Raw genomic sequence first — 22,346 nt, forward strand, 5'->3', positions numbered from 1 at the left:
TTTCGGCCGGATTTCCGAGGAGACGACGATGCGACGCACGACCGCGGCACGGGCCGCACGATGGATGGCGGTGGCCCTGTTCGCCGTGACCGCCACGCATGCGGGGGCGGCCGGCCCGGCCGACGCGCGGCAGGAGGCCAACCGGCGCACGGTGCTGGCGTTCTACGAAAAAGGCTTGAACGAGAAGGATGCGGACGCTGCGCTCGCGTATGTCGGCGATCGCTACGTGCAGCACAACCCGAACGCGGCCGACGGGCGCGACGGCTTCCGCAAGTTCGTCGCGTTCCTGCGCGACACATATCCGCAATCGCACAGCGAGATCAAACGCTCGTTCGTCGACGGCGACTACGTGATCCTGCACGTGCACGCGGTGCGCGAACCCGGTACGCGCGGCAGCGCGATCATGGACATCTTCCGGCTCGAGCACGGCAAGATCGTCGAACACTGGGACGTCAACCAGCCGGTGCCCGAGCAGGCGGCGAACGGCAACACGATGTTCTGACGCATGCGCGGCACGCCGTGCCCCGTTCCCTGCTGCGGATGAAACCCGCTTCGCTTACCGCCCTTCGAGTTCCAGCATCGCCGCGAGCGTCTTCGTCAGTTCGCTGACCATCGGGTCGGCCGTCGGCCGGTGCAGGATCGCGATGTCCATGTGCTCGATCGGCGCGAAGCCCTGCTTCGCGGTCAGCACCACATGCTCGTCCGTCACCACGCGCGCGGGCAGCACGCTGATGCCGAGCCCGTCCGCGACGGCCGCCTGGATCCCGCTCAGGCTAGACGTCGTGAAGCTGATCCGCCAGCGGCGGCCGCGCTCCTCGATCGCCTTGATCATGTCGTCGCGGTAGAGCCCGCGCGGCGGGAACACGACGATCGGCACCGGGTCGAGATCGATCGACGGATGCTTCGCGCTGTCGATCCAGCGCAGCTTCTCGGGCCAGCGCACGACCGCCTCGCGGCTGTCGCGTCGCTGCTTGATCAGCACGAGGTCGAGTTCGCCGCGATCGTACGCGGCGCTGATGTCGCGGCTCAGCCCGCACGTCACTTCGAGCTTCACCTGCGGATGCTCGCGCTTGAACGCCGCGAGCGCGTGCGTCGTGCGACCCGCCGCGAAATCGTCGGGCACGCCGAGCCGGATCGTCAGCGCGACCGTCGCGCCCGACAGCGCCTCCAGCATCTCGTCGTTGAGCGCGAGCATGCGCCGCGCATAGCTGAGCACCGTCACGCCCGCGTCGGTCGGCCGCACGTCGCGCGCGCCGCGGTCGAGCAGGCGGTGGCCGGCGATTTCCTCGAGCCGGCGCACCTTCTGGCTGACGGTCGACTGCGTCGAATGCAGGCGCGCGGAAGCCGTCGTGAAACTGCCGCAGTCGGCGACCATCACCAGCGCGCGCAGCAGGTCGATGTCGAACAGGGGTCTATTCATTTCTGCACTTCTGTGGATTCGATCATTTCATTTCCAAATGCGTGCGGCGACTTTTAACATGGCCGGACGCCGCGGGCAATCGCGGTTTCGCCGGATTCGGCGCGGCGTCGCGCGGCGCCTTTGAAGCGCGTGACGCATCTTATCGGCCGCGCAGCGGCGAGCGCGGGCACGCCAGGGGCGCATTACCGTACGGTCGGTGGAAGATCGGGCGACACGTCGCCGTAGCTTCCGGTATAGACCTCTACATTTCACGAACATCCGGAAAAACACGCTCTGTGGCAAACGTGCGTCGCGCAGGGTAAACACCTGAAAACCCCGTAAAAAGGCCGTGGATCAGGCATCTGCCCGCCCTCCCGTCTCCCGCCTCTCTTCAATCCGCCGCACTCCGTCATACCCCCGCTTGCGCTCGAAAATCTAGCGGTCTAGACTGCACCGCAGTTTCATCGAAGTCCCGTCTTTCGCGTACCGCGCCGGGCATGCCGGCACGACGCTCCCCACCGGACGCCGGCGCTTCCCCGCCGCGTCGAGACCACAAGGACACGCCATGAACCGTACTGCCAAGTTCCTCGTTACCGCGCTGGCGTTCGCGCCGCTCGCATCGTTCGCGCAGGACACGTCGACGATCCGCTGGGGTATCGATCCGACGTATCCGCCGTTCGAGGCGAAGCAGCCCGACGGCTCGCTCGCCGGCTTCGACATCGACCTGCGCAATGCGATCTGCGAGCAACTGCGTGCGAAGTGCGTGTGGGTCGAGCAGGGCTTCGACGGGATGATTCCGGCGCTGCGCGCGCGCAAGTTCGACGTGATCATGTCCGCGATGACGGCCACCGACGAGCGGCTCAAGCAGATCGACTTCTCGAACAAGCTGTATGCGTCGCCGGGCGCGCTCGTCGCGCCGGTCGGCTCGAAGCTGCTGCCGACCGCGGCGTCGCTGGCCGGCAAGCGCGTCGGGATCGACCAGGGCACGACGCAGGAGGCGTACGCGAAGGCCGAATGGGCGACCAAGGGCGTGACGATCGTCTCGTACCAGAATCAGGACCAGGTGTATCAGGATCTCGTCAACGGTCGCCTCGACGCGACCTTCCAGGACAAGACGCAGGCCGGCTACTCGTTCCTGAAGACGCCGCGCGGCAAGGGCTACGCGTTCGCGGGCCCGGACGTGACCGATGTGCGGATCACCGGCTACGGCGTCGCGATGGGGTTGCGCAAGGGCGACGCCGACATGAAGAAGCGGCTGAACGACGCGATCGTCGCGATTCGCGCGAACGGCACGTACCAGAAGATCGCCGCGAAGTACTTCGACTTCGACATCTACGGCGCGAAGCAGCAACTGACTTCGGCGCCGTGATTCCGTGATTCCGTGACTCATTCGATCGACAGGCACACCATGACGAGTATCCACGAGCGCGTCGCGCAAGCCGTGACGCCCGAACTGATCGCCGCGTTCCGCGAGGAAGGTGCGGTCTGCATCAAGGGCATCTTTTCGCCCGACGAAGTGGCCGCGCTGCGGGCCGGCATCGACGCGAACCTCGCGCAGCCGAGCGAACGCGCGAAAGTCGCGAGTCGGCCCGACGATCCGGGCTGGTTCTTCGAGGATTTCTGCAACTGGCAGCACAACGACGCGTATCGCGACTTCATCGTGCGCTCGCCGGCGCCGTCGGTCGCCGCCGCGCTGATGGGCACGGACAACGTGCGGCTGCATCACGACCACCTGCTCGTGAAGGAGCCCGGCACGCGGCAGCGTACGCCGTGGCACCAGGACCAGCCGTACTACAACATCGAAGGCGACGACAACGTCAGCATGTGGATTCCGGTCGATCCGGTGCCGCTCGAATCGACGCTCGAATTCGTCGCCGGCTCGCATCGCGGGCCGTGGCTGATGCCGCGCACGTTCATGGACAAGGAGGCGAAGTGGTTTCCGGAAGGCAGCCTCGCCGATCTGCCCGACATCGAAGCCGACCGCACGGCCTTCCCGATCCGCCACTGGGCGCTCGAACCCGGCGACATGGTGTGCTTCCGGATGCTTACGCTGCACGCGTCGGGCGGCACACAGAACCGCCGGCGCGCGTTCTCGATCCGCTTCGTCGGCGACGATGTCCGTCACGCGCCGCGCCGCTGGAAAACGTCGCCCGATTTTCCCGGGCTCGCGGAACAGCTCGCCGACGGCGCGCCGCTCGATCACCCGCTGTTTCCGGTCGTATGGTCGCGCGACGCGGGGCAGGTTGGGGCGATCTGACCCGACGTAACGAATGAACACGGCGGCCGTTTCATGACGAAACGGCCGCCGTGCGTGTCGGGGGCGTGCGACGAACGATCAGGTCGGGTGGCGCCCCGCGCCCGGCTTGAAGCGCGAGCCGAGCCGGTAGCGGTTGCCCGGGTGCAGGAAGTGCACGAACGTGACGGGCAGCCCGTCCGTCCACGTGCGGCGCGTGAGCGTGAGGCACGGCTCGTCGGCGCGCATGTCGAGCAGCCGCGCCTGCTCGCCGGTCGGCAGCGACGCGTCGACGACGTGCTCGATTTCCAGTTCGTAGTGCGACACGTTGTTGTACAGGTACTCGGACGGCGGTTCGGTCTGGAAATCCTGATCGATGAAGCCGGGCGCGGCCGCCGGGTTCACGTAGCGATCCTCTAGCTGGATCGGGCGGCCGTTTTCCTCGTGCACGCACACCACGTGAAAGACCGGCGTGTTGACCGGCAGGCCGAACGCGGCCGCGACGTCGAACGACGCGGGCTCGCGCGACCGGCTGAGCACGCGGCAGCGGTACTCGTGCCCGCGCGCACGGATCTCGTCGCGAATATGCGCGATCATCAGCAGGTTCGACTGCGGCTTGACCTCCGCGACGAAGGTGCCGACGCCCGCGATGCGCTTCAGCACGCCTTCCTCGGTCAGCTCGCGCAGTGCGCGGTTGACCGTCATGCGCGCGACGCCGAACCGGGCGGCGAGATCGAGTTCGGACGGGATGCGGTCGCCGGGGCGCCAGTCGCCGGATTCGACGTTCTGGCGAACGAGCGTCTTGATCTGCTGGAACGGTGCGGTGGCCTTGGTGACCATCGGAAGATCCTTGCGCGAAGAAGTGACGAGGCTAGTCGTCGTGGCTGACGATGACCAGGATCTCCGCCTGCGCGGTGCCGAGGCTGCGCGTGCGGTGGGGGATGAGTGCGTTGAAATAGACTGAATCGCCGGCCCTGAGTTGCACCGTCTCGTTCGGAAATTCGATTTCCACGCGCCCCTTGTGCACGAACAGGAATTCCTCGCCTTCGTGCTCGCGGAACGTCGACGCGACGAATTCGTGCGGCGGATGCACGACGAACGGCAGCATCTTCTTCGGCGCGACGCCGGCCGCGATGCTTTCGAAACGGTGCGCGTGGCTGTCGGCCGCCCCGCCCATCGCCGTGCGCTCGCCGGCGCGCGTGATCGCGATCAGCTCGCGGTTGCGGCTTTCCGAGAACAGTTGCTCGACGTCGACGTTCAGCGCCTTCGACAGCTTCAGCGCGACCGCGATCGACGGCACGCTCAGGCCGCGCTCGACTTTCGACAGATAGCTCTTGGTGAGGCCGGTCTCGCCGGCCAGCACGTCGAGCGTCCAGCCTTTCTGTTTTCTGAGCAGCTTCAGGCGAATCGTCATGGGGCGCCGGGTGTCCTTCGAAAAACCGATTGTAACGCATGACACAAAGTGTCATTCGGTGTATCGTGTGTCACGTGCGACGGGCAAACGGCTGCGGACGGCGCGGCAGGCCCGGTTCATTCAGGAGGCGAACATGGCGGAAACGCTGAATTTGACGAAGGAAGCGCTGGTCGCGCTGGCGGAGCGGCGTCTTGAAAACGAAGTGGGCGACAGCGGCTGGTCCGCGCGGCAAAAGCTCGCGCTGACGTGCCGGATCCTGTTCGACGCCGGCCACGACTCGGGCCTGGCCGGGCAGATCACCTGCCGCGCGGATGCGGCCGGCACGTACTACACGCAGCGGCTCGGGCTCGGCTTCGACGAGATCTCGGCCGCGAACCTGCTGCGCGTCAACGAGGATCTCGACGTCGTCGATGGCGAAGGCATTCCGAACCCGGCCAACCGGTTCCATACGTGGATCTATCGCGAGCGCCCGGACGTGAACTGCATCATCCACACGCATCCGGCGCATGTCGCGGCGCTGTCGATGCTCGAGCAGCCGCTCGTCGTGTCGCACATGGACATCTGCCCGCTGTACGACGATTGCGCGTTCCTGAAGGACTGGCCGGGCGTGCCGGTCGGCAACGAGGAGGGCGAGATCATCTCGAAGGCGCTCGGCAGCAAGCGCGCGATCCTGCTGTCGCATCACGGCCAGCTCGTGGTCGGCAAGACGATCGAGGAGGCTTGCATTCTCGCGCTGTTGATCGAGCGCGCCGCGAAGCTGCAACTGCTCGCGATGTCGGCCGGCGAGATCAAGCCGGTGCCGCCGGCGCTCGCGCGAGAAGCGCACGACTGGATCTCGAAACCGAAGCGCGATGCAGTGACGTTCGACTACTACGCGCGCCGCGCGTTGCGCACGCATCGGGACTGCGTCGCATAAGTCGTGCCGTTCCGATGTTGTCGGACAATCATTGAGGAATACAAATCGTGTCCATCCTTCTGAAGGGCATCATTGCCTACCCCGTCACGCCGTTCTCCGTCGACGGCGGCGTCGACCTGAAAGCGCTCGATGCGCTGATCGAGCGCCTGATCGCCGGCGGCGTTCACGCGATCGCGCCGCTGGGCAGTACCGGCGAAAGCGCCTACCTGTCCGACGCCGAATGGGAGGCCGTCGCCACCGCATCGATTCGCGCGGTGCGCCGGCGCGTGCCGACCGTCGTCGGGATTTCCGATCTCACCACGGCGGGCGCGGTGCGCCGTGCCCGCTTCGCCGAGCAGGCCGGCGCCGATGCGGTGATGGTGCTGCCGGTGTCGTACTGGAAGCTCGGCCACGACGAGATCGTCGCGCACTATCGCGCGATCGGCGACGCCATTGGCATCCCGATCATGCTGTACAACAATCCGGCGACGAGCGGCGTCGACATGTCGCCGGACCTGATCGCGACGATCTGCCGCGCAGTCGACAACGTGACGATGGTCAAGGAGAGCACCGGCGACATCGGCCGGATGCACCGGCTCGCGCAATTGAGCGACGGGACGATCCCGTTCTACAACGGCAGCAATCCGATGGCGCTCGCCGCGCTGGCCGCGGGCGCGTCCGGATGGTGCACGGCCGCGCCGAACCTGAACGCCGCGTTGCCGCTCGCGTTGTTCGACGCGATGCGCACCGGCGACCTCGCACGCGCCAGATCGGTCTTTCACGCGCAGTTGCCGTTGCTGCAGTTCATCGTCAACGGCGGGTTGCCGGTGACCGTGAAGGCCGGGCTGAGACTGCGCGGCTTCGACGCCGGCGAACCGAGGCGGCCTCTGCTGCCGCTCGGCGATGCACGCACGCGCGAACTCGAGCAACTGCTCGCGGCGCTGCCGGACGGTGTGGCCGCATGAGCGACGACGCCCGGCCTGCGATCGCGGCTGCCATCAGCGCGGTGCGGATCGGCACGAGCCGGCCGCTCGCCGGCACGCCGCACGCAAGCGCGATCGACAAGCAGCCGGTGGATACACGCCTGTGGCTGGGCGCGCTCGGCTTTGCCGGCGACGCCCAGGCCGATGCGCGGCATCACGGCGGTCCCGACAAGGCCGTTCACCACTATGCACACGATCACTATGCATGGTGGGCCGCGCAGATCGGCGCGCGCGACGTGCTCGCCCAACCGGGCGCGTTCGGCGAGAACCTGTCGACACGCGGCATCACCGAACACGACGTGTGTCTCGGCGACGTGTTCACGCTGGGCGGTGCGGTGCTCCAGGTCTCGCAGTCGCGGCAGCCGTGCTGGAAGCTCAACGCGCGTTTCGATCATCCGCGGATGGCGGCGCTCGTGCAGCAAAGCGGCCGGACCGGCTGGTACTACCGCGTGCTGCAGGAAGGCTGGGTGGGGGCGGGCGACGTGCTCGCGCTGCATGAGCGCCGCCACCCGCAATGGCCGCTGTCGACGGTGCTCGACGTGCTGTATCGACGCACGCTCGACATGGCCGCGCTCGATGCGCTGTGCGACGTGCCGGTGCTGCCGCCCGCCTGGCGCAAGATGCTCGAAAAGCGCCGGACGGAGCGGCAGGTCGAAGACTTGACGAAGCGGCTCGAAGGATGACGGGCCGCGTCCGACGCTTACTTCGTCGGCAGGTTGCGCACGTCGGCCGTCGGCTCGGTGCCGAACGCGTCGCTCAGCGTATAGCCGATCAGTAGTCGGGCGGTTGCCTCGGGCGTGGCGAGTGCGCCGCTCGACTTCAACTGGTCGAACTTCTCGCGCATCGGGAAATTGTCTTCGTCGGTCGCGCGGATCGTGGCCTGCATGCCCGTATCGACGACGCCCGGCGCGACGCTGCAGATGCGCAGCGCGCCGTTCGCGTCGAGCGCGACGGCGCGCGCGTGGTGATCGAGCGCGGCCTTGGTCGCGCAGTAGATGCTCCAGCCCGCATACGCGTTGCGGGCAGCGCCGCTCGACAGGTGCACGATCCGGCATTCGGTCGCGGCCGAGGCGGCCTGTGCGAGCGCGGCCGACAGCATCAGCGGCGCGGCGACGTTCAGGCCGACCGCGCGGGCGACGATCGCCGGATCCTGCGCGGTGAGCGGGCCGATCGGATCGACGATACCCGCGTTGTTGAACAGCAGCACGAGGGACGCGCCGTCGACGAAGCGGCGCAGCGTGTCGCCGGCCAGCCAGGCGGCGACGGCCGTGGAGTCCGACAGGTCGAGTTCGACTTCGGCGAAGCGTTCGCCGGCCTGCGACCCGAGCGACGGATGACGGCTGCGCGACACGCCGAGCACGGCGATGCCTTCCTGCAGCAGGTGTTCGGCGAGCGCCGCGCCGACGCCGCGCGTGTGTCCGGTGACGATGGCGCGCACGGGTGCGGTAGAAGATGCAGTCATGGTGGTGAACCGATGAGGAGTGAACGGAGTTGACGAGCGGCGCGCACGCACGGCGGCAGCGCATTCAGGGCGGGTGATGCGTGGTATCGACGTGCGAAGAGGTCGCACGCGGCGCCGCGGATATCGGGACGAACGTATATCGTAGCGCTGGCATGTGCATCGCGCAAACGCCGGGGCGTGCGTGCGGGAGGAATTCGCAGCGCGTGCATGCATCGCCGCGTTGCGCCGCGTGCTGCCGGGCGCGCTGCTACGTCGGACGAAAGCCCGCTGCGACAAGTGCGCACTTCGGTGCGGCGAGCGGCGCCGGGCCATGCTTCGCGAGCTATCATATGGCTCCCCCGTTCGCGACGCCGGACGGGCCGCGACCGTTTCCCCTCATTTGCTGCACGCTGCGAAGCCATCATGAACACCACGCCGGATACGCCCACGCCCCGCACCCTTCGCGAACTCACGCCCCTCGAGGCCCGCATTCTCGGTGTGCTCGTCGAGAAACAGCACACGGTGCCGGATACCTACCCGCTGTCGCTGAACGCGCTGACCGCGGGCTGCAACCAGAAAACCGCGCGCGCGCCGGTGATGAACGTCAGCGAGGACGAAGTCACGACCGCGCTCGACGGGCTGAAGCACTTGAGTCTCGTGATGGAGGGCAGCAGCAGCCGCGTGCCGCGCTTCGAGCACAACATGAACCGCGTGCTCGGCATCCCGAGCCAGGCAATCGCGCTGCTGACGATCCTGTTGCTGCGCGGCCCGCAGACGGCCGCCGAGCTGCGCCTGAACAGCGCGCGCCTGCATGGTTTCGCGGATATCTCGTCGGTCGAGGCGTTTCTCGACGAACTCGCGGCGCGCGCACAGCCGCTCGTCGTCCGGCTGCCGCGTGCACCGGGCGCGCGCGAGAATCGCTGGATGCACCTGATGTGCGGCGAGGTGAACCTGGCCGACTTCGCGAGCGCGGATGCCGGCGGCGCGGATTCGGTGCCGCCTTCCGAATTCGAAGCGCTGAAGGCAGAACAGAAGCGCCTCGCGGATGAAGTGGCGCGGCTGAATGCGCTGGTTCAGCGGATGGCCAGCGAACTGGGGATCGACGTCGACGTGCCGGGCGACGCGGGCTGATCCACGGGGCGATGCGACGCGGTGCCGACGCGTGCACGCGCGCAGCGCAGCGGGCATCGGGCGCCGCGACGTCATCGCTACCAGCGGCACCCCGATTGCGGCGAAACGTCGACATCCACCGCCCTGCCGAACGCGGTTTTCTTGCCGGTGCGCGCATTGGTGTACGTCATCGAATAGACGTTGGCGCCCTGGGACATCATTTCGTATCTCCCGTTGATCTTGCCGTCGACCATTTCGACCCAGGTCGTCGTGAACTGATGCGGACGATCTTCGGCGAGCACTTCGTCCTCTTCGTGTTCGATCACCAGCGGGAGGGCCGTTTTCGATTTCGCATACCGGACCATGCCGCCCGTCCAATCGACCGCATCGTCGTAGTAGGTGCGCATCTCGAAGCGCACGGGTTTGTCGCCATCCGATCTGAAGCAGAACACGTCGGTGGAAACCTTGGCGAGCGCCGGCAACGAAATACAGAGCAGTACCACGGCAAGTGCTTTTTTCATGAGGGTGGTGTGCAAGAGATAAAGCGACATTTCAACCGACACTGATCCGCGTAGCCCCCGCATCGACGAGCCGGAACAGCAGATCCTCGACGGCCGTCTCGGGCGCGGAGCCGAGGTCGGCATTGACGCGCCACCCTTGTTCCGTGCGAACCGGTTCCGACAGGTAGTGGACGACGCCATGCAGCCCGTCTTCGGCCGGCGTATTCTCGTCGTCCACATCGAACCACGCGAGGAACCACGTCTTGAAAGCGTCGACCGCTGCGCTTTCGTCGAGACCGTCGGCCTCGATCGCGGCCCAGTCCCACACGAACGGGCGGATCGACACGGCCGCCGTTTCGAGGTCGAACGCGAACGATTCGAAATCCAGTTGCGAGGTCGAATCGACCATCGACGGCTGGCCCGCCGCGTCGCCTTCGGCCGGGATCGTGTCGGCCCGGCACGGCAGCGCGAGCGGCCCTTCGGCGGCCAGCGCGCCGTCGGCCTGCCGGTAGGCCGGTTCGACGGTCACCGCCGGTTGCGCTGCCGCTTGCGCGAGCAGGTCGATATAGGGTTGGCGGATGGCACGGAGCAGTTCGGATACGGTCATCGTGGCGTGTCGGTTGAGCAGGAAACGATCGGTCGCAGGCAGGCGGTGGGCCGCGCGGCCCGCCTCGCAAGACGGGCCGCTTCGGTAACGGACAGCCGTGATCGTACGGTACTTCATCCGGAGGCGGGCAGTCGGCCGAACGGCCGGGGCGGCCGCATCGCGTTGCGGCGGCTTTAGACGTTTACCTTCAAACAACGGAAAACGTGCATCGAACGCGTTCTCGTTGTGCTTCAATTCATCCGGTTTGTACTCCTACTAAATTACAGATTCAGAACAAGCCGGATCATTCATTCACAGGAGACAGTCGATGGCACGGAAACGCTTTTGAAGTGGCAATCGCGATGGTCTGAAACACCGCCGAACTTCCTTCGATGAAAGCAGGTTATCCAAGGGGCCCCCACCCATGTCCTCCAGACGTTCGATGATTGCCGCGGCTGCCGTGTCCGCCGCGCTGGGCATCGTTGCTCCGCCGGCCAGCGCCGGCGCGCCGGCCGTGTCCGATCCGTTCTATACGTACACCGGCGCCACGCCATTGGCATCGATTTCACCGGGCACGGTGCTGAAGACGCGCAATGTCACCTATCACGTGGCCGGCATTCCGACCGCGCTGACCGCGCAGCAACTGCTGTATCGCACCAACGACGCGCGGAACCAGCCCGTCGTCAACGTGACGTCCGTGATCCGGAGTCAGGTCAGCAACGGCCAGGCCATCTCGTACCAGTCGGCCTACGATTCGCTGAACCCGTACGACGAACCGTCGCAGGTGATCGCCGGCGACCGCAACGTGACCAAGGTCGTCAACGTCGGCACGTTGCTCTACAGCGCGGAATCGGTTCCGCTGTCGACACTGCTGCTGCTGGGCTACAACATCATCGTGCCCGATACGGAAGGCCAGACGGCAGACTTCGCCGCCGGCCCCGAATACGGGATGACGACGCTCGATTCGATCCGCGCGGCGCTCAATACGCCATCGACCGGCCTGAATCCGTCGAGCAAGATCGCGATGATCGGCTATTCCGGCGGTGCGATCGCGACGAACTGGGCCGCGCAACTCGCGCCGAGCTATGCGCCCGACGTCAACAGGCAACTCGTCGGCGCGGCGGAAGGCGGCGTGCTGGTCGACCCCGCACACAATCTGCGCTATGTGGACGGCAGTATCGTCTGGGGCGGCGTCGCCGCGGCCGCGCTCGCCGGGCTGTCGCGCGGCTACGGCTTCGACCTGACACCCTATCTCAGCGACACCGGCGTTGCCGTGTTCAAGGACATCCAGAGCCAGTCGCTCGCGTACATCCTGCCGAAGTACACGGGCCTGCACTGGGCGACGCTGTTCAAGCCGCAATACGCGAACGACATCAACGGCATTCCGGTGTATGTGACGTACGCGAACAAGGTGAATGCGGGGCTGGCCGCGTCGCCGACGATCCCGATGTTCATCGGCCAGGGCACGGCGGGCGCGCTCGACGGCACGTTCGGCAGCCAGGTGGGCGACGGCGTGATGCTGGCGTACGACGTGCGCGCGCTGGCGCAGAAGTTCTGCGCCAGCGGCACGCCGGTCACGTACACCGAGTATCCGCTCGAACATGTGGGCGCGATCGCGCCTTGGGTGGCCGGCATGCTGCCGTGGCTCTACGACCGCTTCAACGGGAAAGCCGCGCCGAGCAATTGCTGGCTGACGGCGCTGCTGCCGAGCAATTCGCTGGCGCCCGAGACGCCGCACTAGACGCGCCGGGCGGCGCAATGGAGGGCAGGGCGATCCGCCGCGGATCGCCCTTTTTTCATCCCGCGTTTCTCCGTCTGTCGGATTTACCTGACCGCAGTCGCCCCGCATCCCCGCCGTACCCGGCTACCACCTCTCCCCGGTGCCATAATCGAGCCTGGCCATCATTCCAGATAGACGTCCCCCGGAGAATCACCATGCAGAACCTCGACAATCCTTCCCACGATCGCGAGGTAGGCAGCGCCGACGCGACGCAGGACACCGCGCGCATCGACGACGTCCGCATCGGCGCCGTGCGTCCGCTGATTTCGCCGGCGTTGCTGCTCGACGAACTGCCGGTGCCGGCCGGCACGCAGACGCTCGTCGAGGATACGCGCCGCGCGATCGGCGATATCCTGCACGGCCGCGACGACCGGCTGCTGCTCGTCGTCGGCCCGTGCTCGATCCACGATCACGACCAGGCGCTCGATTACGCGCGCCGCCTGAAAGTTGCGGCCGATGCGCTGAAGGACGACCTGCTGATCACGATGCGCGTCTACTTCGAGAAGCCGCGCACGACGGTCGGCTGGAAGGGCTACATCAACGATCCGCGCCTCGACGGCAGCTTCCGCATCAACGAAGGGCTGCGCGCCGCGCGGCAACTGCTGCTCGACATCAACGCGCTCGGTCTGCCGGCGTCGACCGAATTCCTCGACCTGCTGAGCCCGCAGTACATCGCCGATCTGATCGCGTGGGGCGCGATCGGCGCGCGCACGACCGAGAGCCAGAGCCATCGCCAGCTCGCGTCGGGCCTGAGCTGCCCGATCGGCTTCAAGAACGGCACCGACGGCGGCGTGCAGGTCGCGTCGGACGCGATCGTCGCCGCGGCCGCGAGCCATGCCTTCATGGGGATGACGAAGATGGGGATGGCCGCGATCTTCGAGACGCGCGGCAACGACGATGCGCACGTGATCCTGCGCGGCGGCAAGAACGGGCCGAACTACGATGCGGAGCACGTCGAAGCGAGCTGCGCGGTGCTGCGCAAGGCCGGCTTGCGCGAGCAGGTGATGGTCGACTGCTCGCATGCGAACTCGAACAAGTCGCACGAGCGGCAGATCGAAGTGGCGCAGGATCTCGCACGGCAACTGTCGCAGGGCGAGCACCGGATCGTCGGCGTGATGGTGGAGAGCCATCTCGAGGCCGGGCGCCAGGATCTGAAGCCGGGCGTGCCGTTGCAGTACGGCGTGTCGATTACCGATGCGTGTCTGAGCTGGACGCAGACGGAGCCCGTGCTCGACGTGCTGGCGGAAGCGGTGCGGCATCGCAGGGTGTATTCGCGGAATGCATGACGCGGCGGGGCGGCACGCAGCTCGCCGCATCGTTCGATGTACCGAGAAGATCGGGTGCTCGTCCGTGAGGTTGTCCTGATCGATGGTCGGCGGCGCCATTTTTTTCGCGCCGCGCGCCCCAACCGTCTGCACGATCATTGATCCCGATCGGGTCGCCCCGGTTGCCACGTCGCACGCTCAACGCACGATCCGGCGAATGCCGCTACCATGAACACGTGTTGCTCGCCGCGGCCCGGCCACGCCGGTCCGCCACGCATACACGCCGTGGCGGCGCGGCCGTCCGCCACGCGACCGACGAAGCGCGGGGCGGCCATCCGTGGGGCGGCCATCCGCGGGGCGGCCATCCGCGGGGCGCTCACCGATCAGCCGTTGCGCCTGCGTCGCTTCGCTCCCGAAATCAACAACAACCGAACCGGAGTGCATTCCACATGAAGTTCTACAAGACCCTTCTCGCAGCAACCGTTCTCGCCTCGAGCGTCAGCGCGCACGCGCAGATCGCGGGCGCGCAGCCGATCAGCGTGACCGTCGAGCAATCGCAGGCGCTGCTCGAAGGCTGGAGCGTGAAGAAGAGCGTGCTCGGCAAGACCGTGTACAACGACGAGAACCAGAAAGTCGGCAAGGTGCGCGACCTGATCGTCGCGCCGGACGGCTCGGTGTCGGCCGCGATCGTGTCGGCCGGCGGCTTCCTCGGCGTGGCCGCGCACGACGTCGCGGTGCCGATCGCATCGCTCGACGTGCGCAACGGCAACATCTATTTGCCCGGTGCGACCAAGGATGCGCTGAAGGCCACGCCGGCGTTCCAGTACGCGAAGGTGCCGTCGCCGCCGAAGCCGAAGAAGCTCGACGAAAAGCACTGATCCGTCGTATCGATGCGGCGCCCGTTGCGCGATGCGGCGGGCGCCGCATTGTCATTTTCGCTCAACGCTTCGATGTGTCGTCCGCCGGCGCGAGCGCGACGATGTGGCGAATCCCTTCATGCGCCATCTTCGTATACGGACAGAAACGCTCCGTATTGCGAACGAGCTCTTCCGCCACCGCGCGTTCGACGCCCGGCAGCCGTACGCGAATGTTCGCGTTCAGCATGAACAGCCCGTCCACCGGATCGCGACAGAAGTCGATCGATGCGGCTACCGACGCGCCGGCGACCGACACGCCCGCCCGTGCAGCCAGCAGGCTCAGCGCGCCGTGAAAGCACGCCGCATAGCTGGCGGCGAACAACTGCTCCGGGTTCGGGCCGTCGCCGGGCCCGCCCAGCGCGGCGGGCAGGCGGAGCTCGACATCCAGGCACCCGTCGTCGGAACGCGCGACGCCCGATGCGCGGCCGTGCTCCGCCGCCCCGCCCGTGACGGTCACGGTCGTCGAGTACAGCGTCTGCGGTTCCCGGCCGCGATACCGGTCGAGCAGCGACAGCGGCGGCGGGTGCAGCGGCGTCATGGCGTGCGTGATCCGGCTGCGGCGTTCAGCGCACGAGCGCGTTCTGCCGGAACCACGCGTCGAAGGTCGTCGCGCCGAGCCGTGCACCGGGCGCCGGCACGAGCGTGTCGTCCTGCAGCACCGCGCCGAAGTAGTCGGCGCCCGCATCGGGCGTCACCGTACGCGCGTCGTGCGTGGCCGACAGGAACCGCTCGACCAGATCCGCGATCCGCACGCGCTCGGGGCCGCCGATTTCGGCGATGCCGTTGCGCGGCGCGTCGAGCGCGAAGTCGGTCACGGCGGCCGCGACGTCGTCCGATGCGATCGGCTGGAAGTGCGCGGTGCTCAACCGGATCGTATCGCCTTGCGCGCCGGCCTGCGCGATCGCCCCGACGAATTCGAAGAACTGCGTCGAGCGCACGATCGTGTACGGCACGCCTGCTTCGCGGATCAGGTTTTCCTGAATGATCTTGCCGCGGAAATACGCGCTCTGCTGCAGCCGGTCGGTGCCGACCACCGACAGCGCGACGTGATGGCGCACGCCGGCCGCGCGCTCCGCGGCGAACAGGTTGCGCCCCGACGCCTCGAAGAATGCCTTCACGGCCGCTTCCTCGAACGACGGGGAATTCGCGAGATCGACGACGACGTCCGCGCCGGCGAGCGCGTCGTCCAGTCCCTTGCCCGTGATCGTATCGACGCCGGTCGACGGCGCGGCCGCCACCGCGTCGTGGCCGCGTGCGATCAGGTTCCTGACGACCTTGCTGCCGATCAGGCCGGTACCACCAATCACGACGATCTTCACGATTGCTCTCCTTGAACGGGCGCGCGACATGCGCGCCGCTTTAACTGAACCTGCCGAAACCGGCGCTCATCGCGCTCGCGCGATCGGGCCCGTACCTTGCCGAACGGCGCCGTATTCGCGTGTCTATCGAACAGCCCGCATCGTAGGCGTGCGTCGCGTGATCCGGTAGAGGCCTGCAAGCCCTCACCATGTTGCCGCGAATGCATCAATCGACCGTCTCCAGCGGCGCCATCGTCGTCATCGTGGTCAGGCACTGCAGGTCGCGCGCACGCGTCTGTTCGATCATGTAGTCGATGAACACGCGGATGCGCGTGGGCAGGTGCTTGCGGCTCAGGTAGCAGAGATAGTGGCCGCCGTCGTCCGGCGCGTGCTGGCCGAGACAGCTCACCAGCCGACCGTCGGCGAGCAGGTCGCACACCTGGTACGCGGGCAGTTGCGCGATGCCGAGCCCGTCGAGCGCCGCGCGCACGACGAGATCGATGTCGTTGAACGTGTGATGCGCGGCGAGCTGGCGCTGCTGCGTCAGTCCGTCGATCCTGAATTCCCATTCCGTCACGCGGCCCGACGCGGTGCACAGGTTGATGCAGCGATGCCGGGCGAGGTCGTCGACGTGGCGCGGCAAGCCGTACCGGTGCGCGTACGACGGCGACGCACAGACGATCATCTGCATCGGAATCAGCCGGCGCGCGACGATCGCGCTGTCCTCCATGCGGCCGTCGCGAAACGCGACGTCGATGCGATCGGCGGAGAAGTCGGCCGGCCGGTCGTTCAACAGCAGGTCGAGCGTGATGTCCGGATATTGCGCATGGAAATCGCGCAGCAGCGGCGCGATGACCTTGCGGCCGAAGCCCGGCGTCGAGCCGATGCGCAGGTGCCCGCTCGGCGGCCCGCTGCGCAGCTCGCGCATGTCGTCGAGCGCCTGCGCCAGATGCTCGATGCCGGGCCGGCAGTTTTCGTAGAAGAGCTCGCCCTCGCGCGTCAGCGACATGCTGCGGGTCGTGCGCTGGAACAGGCGTGCGTCGAGCCGGTCCTCGAGCCGTTGCACGTGGCGGCTGACGGACGAGCGTCCGACGCCGAGGCGATCGGCGGCGCGCGCGAAGCTGCCCTCGGTGACGACGGCCAGAAAGGTGACCACGCCGGCATAGCAGGTCGAAAAACTGCGCGCGAACGGATCGTCGGCATCGGGGCGGCGAATGGAGGTGTCGGGCATGGGGGCGCTGGAATCGTAGTGTCCGTATGCGACTAGACGTTTCAGCGCTGCCGCCTGTGACACCGCCCGCCGCATTTTTTCAAAAAAGGCGTGGGCGGCGTGCGGGCCGGCTATTTTTCCGGCACGAGCACGGGCGCGCCCTTGTCCTTCAACAGCAGCACGATGAACTTCGCGGGCCGGGTCCGGCTCGCGTTGCGTCCAACCGTGTGCAGGTCGTTCGGGCCCTCGTAGAAGGTCTCGCCCGGCTTCAGCGTGACGGGCTCGCCGCCCTTCACCTGCATCACGATCGAACCCTCGACCACGTAGACGAACGCTTCGGCGTGGTGGCGGTGGACGGGGTCGACCGCGCCGGGCGGATACTCGACCGAGATCATCAGCGCTTCCTTGCCCGGGTATGCGTCGAGCGGCTTCGTCATCAGCGGCGTGACGACGGCCGAGGGCGCCGCGCGAACGGCGCCGATCGCGGCGCCCGCGACGACGAGCGCGGACGCGATCACGTGTTTCATGCGAATCATGGTGGTGGCTTCCGGTGGGCCGCCGGCCGACGGCCGGCAGCGAAGGGAGGGCGGTGGGCGGTCGTCAGGCGAGGTTCGCCTTGTCGAGGCCGAACGCCTTGTCGGACGACCCCGGCACGGTCCGGAACGCGACGTTCGCGCGGTTCCAGCCGTTGATCGCCATCACTTCGAACGTCAGGTCCGACAATTCCTTTTCGGAGAACTGGCCGCGCACGCGGTCGTAGAGATCGTCCGGCACGCCGTGCGCGGCCAGTGTCGTCAGCGCTTCGGTCCATGCGAGCGCGGCCCGCTCGCGCGGCGAGAAGAGCGTCGATTCGCGCCACGCCGCCAGATGGTGCAGGCGCAGCTCGCGCTCGCCGTGGATGCGCGCTTCCTTCACGTGCATGTCGACGCAGAACGCGCAGCCGTTGATCTGGGACGCCCGGAGCGACACGAGATCCCGGATCGATTCCTCGATCGCGCTGCTGCGCAGCTGGTTGCTGAGTTCGAGGAATTTCCGGAACAGCTCGGGCGACTGTTGAATGTAGTTGATACGCTGCGTCATGATTTCTCCTGGCGACGAAGAGGCTGGCCCGCGCTGCGCGGGTGTCGTGGGCGGCAGGGCGCCGCGCGAAATCATCTTAGGAGTGTGCGCCGGTGCGCGGTAGCCACGCACAGGGACGCATCGTGTTGCGCGCGCTGCACCAATCCGCGCCCGACCGCGGCCGCGGCCGGCGCCGGCGTGCGATGCGCGCGTCAGCCGGCCGCGCAGGCGGTCGCGATCCGGGCGAGCTTGTCGGGGTTGCGCTGCACGAGAATCCGGCCGATGCACGTACCGTCGGTCTCGAACGACATCGCCGCTTCGAGTTGTCCGCCGATGAAGCGCAGCATCGCCCACTGGCCGTTCAGCACGACCGGCCGCATCTCGACACCGCTGCCGCACCGCAACCACGTCGCATAGAACAGTTGAGCGATCCGCCGGCCGCCGACCATCGGTTTCGGGAAGCTCTGGACGTGACCGCCGCCGTCGCCGATCAGTATTGCGTCTTCGGCGAGCAGCGCCTGGATCGACGGGAAGTCGCCTTGCGCCAGCGCCTGCGTGAACGTCTTCAGCAGCCGGCGATGCGTTTCGTGCGGCACCGCGTGCCGCGGCAGGGTATCGTCGCGCAGCCGCGCCCGGGCCCGGCTGACGAGCTGCCGGCACGCGGCTTCGGTCTTGCCGATCGCGTCGGCGATCCGGTCGTAGTCGAACTCGAAGACTTCATGCAGCAGGAACGCCGCGCGCGCTTCCGGCGTCAGCCGTTCGAGCAACAGCAGGTACGCAACCGACACGTCGTTCGCGCGCTCCGTCATTTCCTCGGGCGTCGCGGGCGATTCGCCGAGCTCCGGTTCGGGCAGCCAGATACCCGCATAGTGCTCGCGCCGGAGCTTCGCCGCGCGCAGGCGATCGATCGACGTCCGCGTCGTGACCGCGACGAGCCACGCCTCGGCGTTCTCGATGCTGTCGCGCGCCGCGTCGTGCCAGCGCAGCCACACGTCCTGCACGATGTCCTCGGCATCCGCGACGGAGCCGAGCATCCGGTACGCGATCTTCTGCAGGCGCGGGCGCAGCGCGTGGAAAATTTGTGCGTCGTTGGTCATCGCAGCCATACTCCGCTGAACCCGAACGTCACGGGCCCGCTCAGGAACGCGCTGCCGGCGCCGTCCCATCGAACGATGACGTCGCCGCCATCGCACGTCACCCGCACGGTGTCGTCGAGCAGCCCGCGCCCGATGCCGTTGACCACCGCGCCGCACGAACACGAGCCGGAGCCGAGCGGCACGCCGCCGCCGCGTTCCCAGATACGTAGACGAATGTGCGTGCGGCTGACGACCTGCACGAAATGGACGTTGGTCTTCAGCGGAAACAGCGGATGCGCTTCGATCGCCGGGCCGAGCGCTTCGATGTCGAGCGCGGCGACATCGTCGACGAAGAACGTGCAGTGCGGATTGCCCATGCTGCATGCGGCCGGCGCACCGGGCAGCGGCAGCGCGAGCGTGTCGACGGCTTCCGCGACCGGCACGTCCTGCCAGTCGAGCCCCGGCGCGCCCATCTCGACGGTGATCAGCCCGTCCGCCTGCTGCGCACAGTGCAGCCGCCCGCGATTCGTGCGCAGCACGACCGACGCCGCACCGGTTTCCCGCATCAGCTTCCATGCGACGCCGCGCGTCGCGCTGCCGCAGGTATCGAGCGCCGAGCCGTCGGGATTCCAGAACGCGACGCGCGCGGCTGCCTCGTCACAGTCCGACACAACCGCGAGCTGGTTGAAGCCGATGCCGCGATGCCGATCGCCCATGCGCCGCACGAGATCGCGATCGATGCGCAACGCTGGATCGCTTTCCCGACCGCGCAGGTCGACGATGACGAAGTCATCGCCATTCGCGTTCATCTTTTGAAATCCGATCGGCATGGCGGTTCCGGAATGGAGGCAGGCGAATACTGTACGTGGCTCGCCGATCGCGAGCAATCGCGGCCTGATGGCGTGCAGGCGACAGGCATCTACGTAATTCTACGTAGCTCATCGTACGTAGTTGTGCGCTTGTAAGCCTCCCCCGTCGCGCGGAATACTACGGCCCACCGCCGCGGCTTCCACGAGACGCGGTTCGACGCATCGACGTCACGCGGGTTCGGCCCTTCGCCGCATCCACTCAAAAACACATTGGAGACCAGGAGACGCCATGAATCGGGCTTCCAGTACCCTGCTCTGGATCGCGGTCGCGCTGCTCGGCGCGTTCGCATTCGGCACGATCGCACTCGCGCACGGCGAGCGCGTCAGTGCCCTCTGGATCGTGATCGCCGCAGTCTGCGTGTATCTGATCGCGTATCGCTTCTACAGCCGTTTCATCGCCAGCAAGGTCATGCAGCTCGACGGGCTGCGGATGACGCCGGCGGTCAAGTACAACGACGGCCTCGACTACGTGCCGACCAACAAGTACGTGCTGTTCGGCCATCACTTCGCCGCGATCGCCGGCGCCGGGCCGCTCGTCGGCCCCGTGCTCGCCGCGCAGATGGGCTACACGCCCGGCATGCTGTGGATCCTGGCCGGCGTCGTGTTCGCCGGCGCGGTGCAGGACTTCATCGTGCTGTTCATCTCGACGCGCCGCGACGGCCGTTCGCTCGGCGACCTCGTCAAGATGGAGCTCGGCACGGTGCCCGGCGTGATCGCACTGTTCGGCGCGTTCCTGATCATGGTGATCATCCTCGCGGTGCTCGCGCTGATCGTCGTGAAGGCGCTGACCAATTCGCCGTGGGGCACGTTCACCGTCGCCGCGACGATTCCGATCGCGCTGTTCATGGGCATCTATACGCGCTACATCCGCCCGGGCCGCATCGGCGAAGTATCGATCATCGGCTTCGTGCTGCTGATGGCGTCGATCGCGTTCGGCCAGACCGTGCACGACTCGCCGGCGCTCGCCGCATGGTTCACGTTCAACGGCACGCAGCTCACGTGGATCCTGATCGGCTACGGCTTCGTCGCGTCGGTGCTGCCGGTGTGGCTGCTGCTCGCGCCGCGCGACTATCTGTCGACGTTCCTGAAGATCGGCACGATCCTCGGCCTCGCGATCGGCATCCTGGTCGTCGCGCCGGAACTGAAGATGCCCGCGCTGACGAAGTTCGTTGACGGCACGGGTCCGGTGTGGTCGGGCAACCTGTTCCCGTTCCTGTTCATCACGATCGCGTGCGGCGCGGTGTCGGGCTTCCACGCGCTGATCTCGTCGGGCACGACGCCGAAACTGATCGACAACGAAACCAACGCGCGCTTCATCGGTTATGGGGCGATGCTGATGGAATCGTTCGTCGCGATCATGGCGCTGGTCGCCGCGTGCGTGATCGAGCCGGGCATCTACTTCGCGATGAACGCACCGGCCGCCGTGCTCGGCTCGACGCCGGAAGCCGTCGCGAACACCGTCACGCAATGGGGCTTCGTGCTGACGCCCGACATGCTCACGCAGACCGCGAAGGCCGTCGGCGAAACGACGATCATCGCGCGCGCGGGCGGCGCGCCGACGCTGGCCGTCGGCATGGCGCACATCCTGCATCAGGTGATCGGCGGCGAAGCGATGATGGCGTTCTGGTATCACTTCGCGATCCTGTTCGAGGCGCTGTTCATCCTGACGGCCGTCGATGCAGGCACGCGCGCGGGCCGCTTCATGCTGCAGGATCTGCTCGGCACGTTCCACCCGGCGCTCAAGCGCACCGAGTCGCTGCCCGCGAACCTCGTCGCCACCGCGCTGTGCGTGGCCGCGTGGGGCTACTTCCTGTACCAGGGCGTGGTCGATCCGCTCGGTGGCATCAACACGCTGTGGCCGCTGTTCGGCATCTCGAACCAGATGCTCGCCGCGATCGCGCTGGTGCTCGGCACCGTCGTGCTGTTCAAGATGAAGCGCGAGCGCTATGCGTGGGTGACGATCGTGCCGACCGTGTGGCTGCTGATCTGCACGCTGACGGCCGGCTGGCAGAAGATTTTCGACGCGAACCCGAAGGTCAGCTTCCTCGCGCATGCCGCGAAGCTGCAGGCCGCGGTGGACGAAGGCAAGGTGCTCGCGCCGGCGAAGTCGATCGCGCAGATGAAGCGCATCATCTTCAACGACTACATCGATGCGGCGCTGGCCGGGCTGTTTATCTTCGTCGTCGTGGCGATCGCGGTGTACGGCGTGATCGCCGTGCTGCGCGCGCGCCGCGAGTCGAAGCCGACCGTGCGCGAGACGCCGTACGAAGCGATGCCGGCCGCGCAGGCGCTCGGCAGCGGACGTTAAGGG

General features: G+C 67.2%; 25 protein-coding genes. 12 read left to right on the forward strand and 13 right to left on the reverse strand.

The window, feature by feature from the left end; genetic code table 11:
• Positions 1-28 precede the first annotated feature (28 nt).
• Entirely contained in the window at positions 29-502 is a 474-nt protein-coding gene (locus HWX09_RS14270; protein WP_027781738.1) for a nuclear transport factor 2 family protein, read from the forward strand.
• 54 nt (positions 503-556) lie between these two features.
• Here the strand turns inward: HWX09_RS14270 and HWX09_RS14275 are convergent, their stop codons facing one another.
• Complete coding sequence (locus HWX09_RS14275) at positions 557-1,420, reverse strand: LysR family transcriptional regulator (protein WP_027781737.1); 864 nt, start codon at positions 1,418-1,420, stop codon at positions 557-559.
• A 544-nt stretch (positions 1,421-1,964) separates the two neighbouring features.
• Here HWX09_RS14275 and HWX09_RS14280 point away from each other — a divergent pair.
• Positions 1,965-2,768 (forward strand): ABC transporter substrate-binding protein, encoded by an 804-nt coding sequence (locus HWX09_RS14280; protein ID WP_027781736.1) that lies wholly within the window; start codon positions 1,965-1,967, stop codon positions 2,766-2,768.
• 39 nt (positions 2,769-2,807) lie between these two features.
• Complete coding sequence (locus HWX09_RS14285; protein ID WP_027781735.1) at positions 2,808-3,656, forward strand: phytanoyl-CoA dioxygenase family protein; 849 nt, start codon at positions 2,808-2,810, stop codon at positions 3,654-3,656.
• Positions 3,657-3,734: 78 nt separating this feature from the next.
• Here the strand turns inward: HWX09_RS14285 and hutC are convergent, their stop codons facing one another.
• Together hutC and HWX09_RS14295 are read right to left on the reverse strand one after the other, a co-directional pair.
• Complete coding sequence (hutC, locus tag HWX09_RS14290; protein WP_027781734.1) at positions 3,735-4,472, reverse strand: histidine utilization repressor; 738 nt, start codon at positions 4,470-4,472, stop codon at positions 3,735-3,737.
• Positions 4,473-4,503: 31 nt separating this feature from the next.
• The gene (locus tag HWX09_RS14295; protein ID WP_027781733.1) at positions 4,504-5,046 is read right to left on the reverse strand and encodes an XRE family transcriptional regulator; all 543 of its coding nucleotides are present in this window, start codon (positions 5,044-5,046) and stop codon (positions 4,504-4,506) included.
• Between the two features lie 133 nt (positions 5,047-5,179).
• Here HWX09_RS14295 and HWX09_RS14300 point away from each other — a divergent pair, with 133 nt between their 5' ends.
• From HWX09_RS14300 to HWX09_RS14310, 3 genes are read left to right on the forward strand one after another with little or no spacing between them, the layout of a single operon-like run.
• Positions 5,180-5,962, forward strand: coding sequence for an aldolase (locus HWX09_RS14300; RefSeq protein ID WP_027781732.1), 783 nt, complete (start codon positions 5,180-5,182; stop codon positions 5,960-5,962).
• A 47-nt stretch (positions 5,963-6,009) separates the two neighbouring features.
• Entirely contained in the window at positions 6,010-6,906 is an 897-nt protein-coding gene (locus tag HWX09_RS14305) for a dihydrodipicolinate synthase family protein (protein ID WP_027781731.1), read from the forward strand.
• Complete coding sequence (locus HWX09_RS14310) at positions 6,903-7,607, forward strand: MOSC domain-containing protein (RefSeq protein ID WP_027781730.1); 705 nt, start codon at positions 6,903-6,905, stop codon at positions 7,605-7,607. The genes HWX09_RS14305 and HWX09_RS14310 overlap by 4 nt, the downstream gene beginning before the upstream one ends.
• 17 nt (positions 7,608-7,624) lie before the next feature.
• Here the strand turns inward: HWX09_RS14310 and HWX09_RS14315 are convergent, their stop codons facing one another.
• Positions 7,625-8,386 carry an SDR family oxidoreductase gene (locus tag HWX09_RS14315; RefSeq protein WP_027781729.1) on the reverse strand — a complete coding sequence of 254 codons (762 nt, stop codon included), beginning with the start codon at positions 8,384-8,386 and terminating at the stop codon, positions 7,625-7,627.
• Positions 8,387-8,788: 402 nt separating this feature from the next.
• Here HWX09_RS14315 and HWX09_RS14320 point away from each other — a divergent pair, with 402 nt between their 5' ends.
• Positions 8,789-9,496, forward strand: coding sequence for a YceH family protein (locus tag HWX09_RS14320; RefSeq protein WP_027781728.1), 708 nt, complete (start codon positions 8,789-8,791; stop codon positions 9,494-9,496).
• A 77-nt stretch (positions 9,497-9,573) separates the two neighbouring features.
• Here HWX09_RS14320 and HWX09_RS14325 read toward each other — a convergent pair whose 3' ends face one another.
• Together HWX09_RS14325 and HWX09_RS14330 are read right to left on the reverse strand one after the other, a co-directional pair.
• A complete protein-coding gene (locus HWX09_RS14325; RefSeq protein ID WP_230469049.1) occupies positions 9,574-10,026 on the reverse strand; it encodes a hypothetical protein in 453 nt (150 codons plus the stop codon).
• Between the two features lies 1 nt (position 10,027).
• A complete protein-coding gene (locus HWX09_RS14330) occupies positions 10,028-10,582 on the reverse strand; it encodes a hypothetical protein (protein ID WP_027781726.1) in 555 nt (184 codons plus the stop codon).
• Positions 10,583-10,985: 403 nt separating this feature from the next.
• On the opposite strand from HWX09_RS14330, the gene HWX09_RS14335 reads away from it, so the two are divergent.
• The 3 genes from HWX09_RS14335 to HWX09_RS14345 all read left to right on the forward strand — a co-directional run bounded on the left by HWX09_RS14335 (position 10,986) and on the right by HWX09_RS14345 (position 14,484).
• Positions 10,986-12,302: a lipase family protein gene (locus tag HWX09_RS14335; RefSeq protein WP_027781725.1), complete on the forward strand. Its 1,317-nt coding sequence runs from the start codon at positions 10,986-10,988 to the stop codon at positions 12,300-12,302.
• Between the two features lie 194 nt (positions 12,303-12,496).
• Positions 12,497-13,627, forward strand: coding sequence for a 3-deoxy-7-phosphoheptulonate synthase (locus tag HWX09_RS14340; RefSeq protein ID WP_027781724.1), 1,131 nt, complete (start codon positions 12,497-12,499; stop codon positions 13,625-13,627).
• Positions 13,628-14,055: 428 nt separating this feature from the next.
• A complete protein-coding gene (locus HWX09_RS14345) occupies positions 14,056-14,484 on the forward strand; it encodes a PRC-barrel domain-containing protein (RefSeq protein ID WP_027781723.1) in 429 nt (142 codons plus the stop codon).
• A gap of 61 nt (positions 14,485-14,545) precedes the next feature.
• On the opposite strand, the gene HWX09_RS14350 is transcribed toward HWX09_RS14345, so the two are convergent.
• The 7 genes from HWX09_RS14350 to dapF form a co-directional block, all read right to left on the reverse strand.
• Positions 14,546-15,061 carry an Ohr family peroxiredoxin gene (locus HWX09_RS14350; RefSeq protein WP_027781722.1) on the reverse strand — a complete coding sequence of 172 codons (516 nt, stop codon included), beginning with the start codon at positions 15,059-15,061 and terminating at the stop codon, positions 14,546-14,548.
• Positions 15,062-15,086: 25 nt separating this feature from the next.
• Positions 15,087-15,842 (reverse strand): SDR family oxidoreductase, encoded by a 756-nt coding sequence (locus HWX09_RS14355; protein WP_027781721.1) that lies wholly within the window; start codon positions 15,840-15,842, stop codon positions 15,087-15,089.
• A 205-nt stretch (positions 15,843-16,047) separates the two neighbouring features.
• Positions 16,048-17,052: a LysR family transcriptional regulator gene (locus tag HWX09_RS14360; RefSeq protein ID WP_027781720.1), complete on the reverse strand. Its 1,005-nt coding sequence runs from the start codon at positions 17,050-17,052 to the stop codon at positions 16,048-16,050.
• A 110-nt stretch (positions 17,053-17,162) separates the two neighbouring features.
• Positions 17,163-17,567: a cupin domain-containing protein gene (locus tag HWX09_RS14365; RefSeq protein WP_027781719.1), complete on the reverse strand. Its 405-nt coding sequence runs from the start codon at positions 17,565-17,567 to the stop codon at positions 17,163-17,165.
• A gap of 64 nt (positions 17,568-17,631) precedes the next feature.
• Positions 17,632-18,111, reverse strand: a complete 480-nt coding sequence (locus tag HWX09_RS14370) for a carboxymuconolactone decarboxylase family protein (RefSeq protein ID WP_027781718.1) — start codon at positions 18,109-18,111, stop codon at positions 17,632-17,634.
• Positions 18,112-18,302: 191 nt separating this feature from the next.
• Complete coding sequence (locus HWX09_RS14375; RefSeq protein ID WP_027781717.1) at positions 18,303-19,187, reverse strand: RNA polymerase sigma-70 factor; 885 nt, start codon at positions 19,185-19,187, stop codon at positions 18,303-18,305.
• Complete coding sequence (dapF, locus tag HWX09_RS14380; protein ID WP_230469048.1) at positions 19,184-19,975, reverse strand: diaminopimelate epimerase; 792 nt, start codon at positions 19,973-19,975, stop codon at positions 19,184-19,186. The genes HWX09_RS14375 and dapF overlap by 4 nt, the downstream gene beginning before the upstream one ends.
• On the opposite strand from dapF, the gene HWX09_RS33625 reads away from it, so the two are divergent.
• Positions 19,868-20,131, forward strand: coding sequence for a hypothetical protein (locus HWX09_RS33625; RefSeq protein WP_230469105.1), 264 nt, complete (start codon positions 19,868-19,870; stop codon positions 20,129-20,131). The genes dapF and HWX09_RS33625 overlap by 108 nt on opposite strands.
• A gap of 133 nt (positions 20,132-20,264) precedes the next feature.
• Positions 20,265-22,343: a carbon starvation CstA family protein gene (locus HWX09_RS14385; RefSeq protein WP_027781715.1), complete on the forward strand. Its 2,079-nt coding sequence runs from the start codon at positions 20,265-20,267 to the stop codon at positions 22,341-22,343.
• The last annotated feature ends 3 nt before the right edge of the window (positions 22,344-22,346 follow it).

Source organism: Burkholderia sp. BCC1208, assembly GCF_902833095.1.
In the GTDB taxonomy this organism is placed as follows: Bacteria; Pseudomonadota; Gammaproteobacteria; order Burkholderiales; family Burkholderiaceae; genus Burkholderia.

Excerpts from the sequence above, each read along its gene's own strand:
- HWX09_RS14270 (WP_027781738.1), top strand. The coding sequence starts at position 29 with ATGCGACGCACGACCGCGGCACGGGCCGCACGATGGATGGCGGTGGCC.
- HWX09_RS14275 (WP_027781737.1), bottom strand. The coding sequence starts at position 1,420 with ATGAATAGACCCCTGTTCGACATCGACCTGCTGCGCGCGCTGGTGATG.
- HWX09_RS14280 (WP_027781736.1), top strand. The coding sequence starts at position 1,965 with ATGAACCGTACTGCCAAGTTCCTCGTTACCGCGCTGGCGTTCGCGCCG.
- HWX09_RS14285 (WP_027781735.1), top strand. The coding sequence starts at position 2,808 with ATGACGAGTATCCACGAGCGCGTCGCGCAAGCCGTGACGCCCGAACTG.
- hutC (WP_027781734.1), bottom strand. The coding sequence starts at position 4,472 with ATGGTCACCAAGGCCACCGCACCGTTCCAGCAGATCAAGACGCTCGTT.
- HWX09_RS14295 (WP_027781733.1), bottom strand. The coding sequence starts at position 5,046 with ATGACGATTCGCCTGAAGCTGCTCAGAAAACAGAAAGGCTGGACGCTC.
- HWX09_RS14300 (WP_027781732.1), top strand. The coding sequence starts at position 5,180 with ATGGCGGAAACGCTGAATTTGACGAAGGAAGCGCTGGTCGCGCTGGCG.
- HWX09_RS14310 (WP_027781730.1), top strand. The coding sequence starts at position 6,903 with ATGAGCGACGACGCCCGGCCTGCGATCGCGGCTGCCATCAGCGCGGTG.
- HWX09_RS14315 (WP_027781729.1), bottom strand. The coding sequence starts at position 8,386 with ATGACTGCATCTTCTACCGCACCCGTGCGCGCCATCGTCACCGGACAC.
- HWX09_RS14320 (WP_027781728.1), top strand. The coding sequence starts at position 8,789 with ATGAACACCACGCCGGATACGCCCACGCCCCGCACCCTTCGCGAACTC.
- HWX09_RS14325 (WP_230469049.1), bottom strand. The coding sequence starts at position 10,026 with ATGTCGCTTTATCTCTTGCACACCACCCTCATGAAAAAAGCACTTGCC.
- HWX09_RS14330 (WP_027781726.1), bottom strand. The coding sequence starts at position 10,582 with ATGACCGTATCCGAACTGCTCCGTGCCATCCGCCAACCCTATATCGAC.
- HWX09_RS14335 (WP_027781725.1), top strand. The coding sequence starts at position 10,986 with ATGTCCTCCAGACGTTCGATGATTGCCGCGGCTGCCGTGTCCGCCGCG.
- HWX09_RS14340 (WP_027781724.1), top strand. The coding sequence starts at position 12,497 with ATGCAGAACCTCGACAATCCTTCCCACGATCGCGAGGTAGGCAGCGCC.
- HWX09_RS14345 (WP_027781723.1), top strand. The coding sequence starts at position 14,056 with ATGAAGTTCTACAAGACCCTTCTCGCAGCAACCGTTCTCGCCTCGAGC.
- HWX09_RS14350 (WP_027781722.1), bottom strand. The coding sequence starts at position 15,061 with ATGACGCCGCTGCACCCGCCGCCGCTGTCGCTGCTCGACCGGTATCGC.
- HWX09_RS14360 (WP_027781720.1), bottom strand. The coding sequence starts at position 17,052 with ATGCCCGACACCTCCATTCGCCGCCCCGATGCCGACGATCCGTTCGCG.
- HWX09_RS14365 (WP_027781719.1), bottom strand. The coding sequence starts at position 17,567 with ATGATTCGCATGAAACACGTGATCGCGTCCGCGCTCGTCGTCGCGGGC.
- HWX09_RS14370 (WP_027781718.1), bottom strand. The coding sequence starts at position 18,111 with ATGACGCAGCGTATCAACTACATTCAACAGTCGCCCGAGCTGTTCCGG.
- HWX09_RS14375 (WP_027781717.1), bottom strand. The coding sequence starts at position 19,187 with ATGACCAACGACGCACAAATTTTCCACGCGCTGCGCCCGCGCCTGCAG.
- HWX09_RS33625 (WP_230469105.1), top strand. The coding sequence starts at position 19,868 with ATGCCGATCGCCCATGCGCCGCACGAGATCGCGATCGATGCGCAACGC.
- dapF (WP_230469048.1), bottom strand. The coding sequence starts at position 19,975 with ATGAACGCGAATGGCGATGACTTCGTCATCGTCGACCTGCGCGGTCGG.
- HWX09_RS14385 (WP_027781715.1), top strand. The coding sequence starts at position 20,265 with ATGAATCGGGCTTCCAGTACCCTGCTCTGGATCGCGGTCGCGCTGCTC.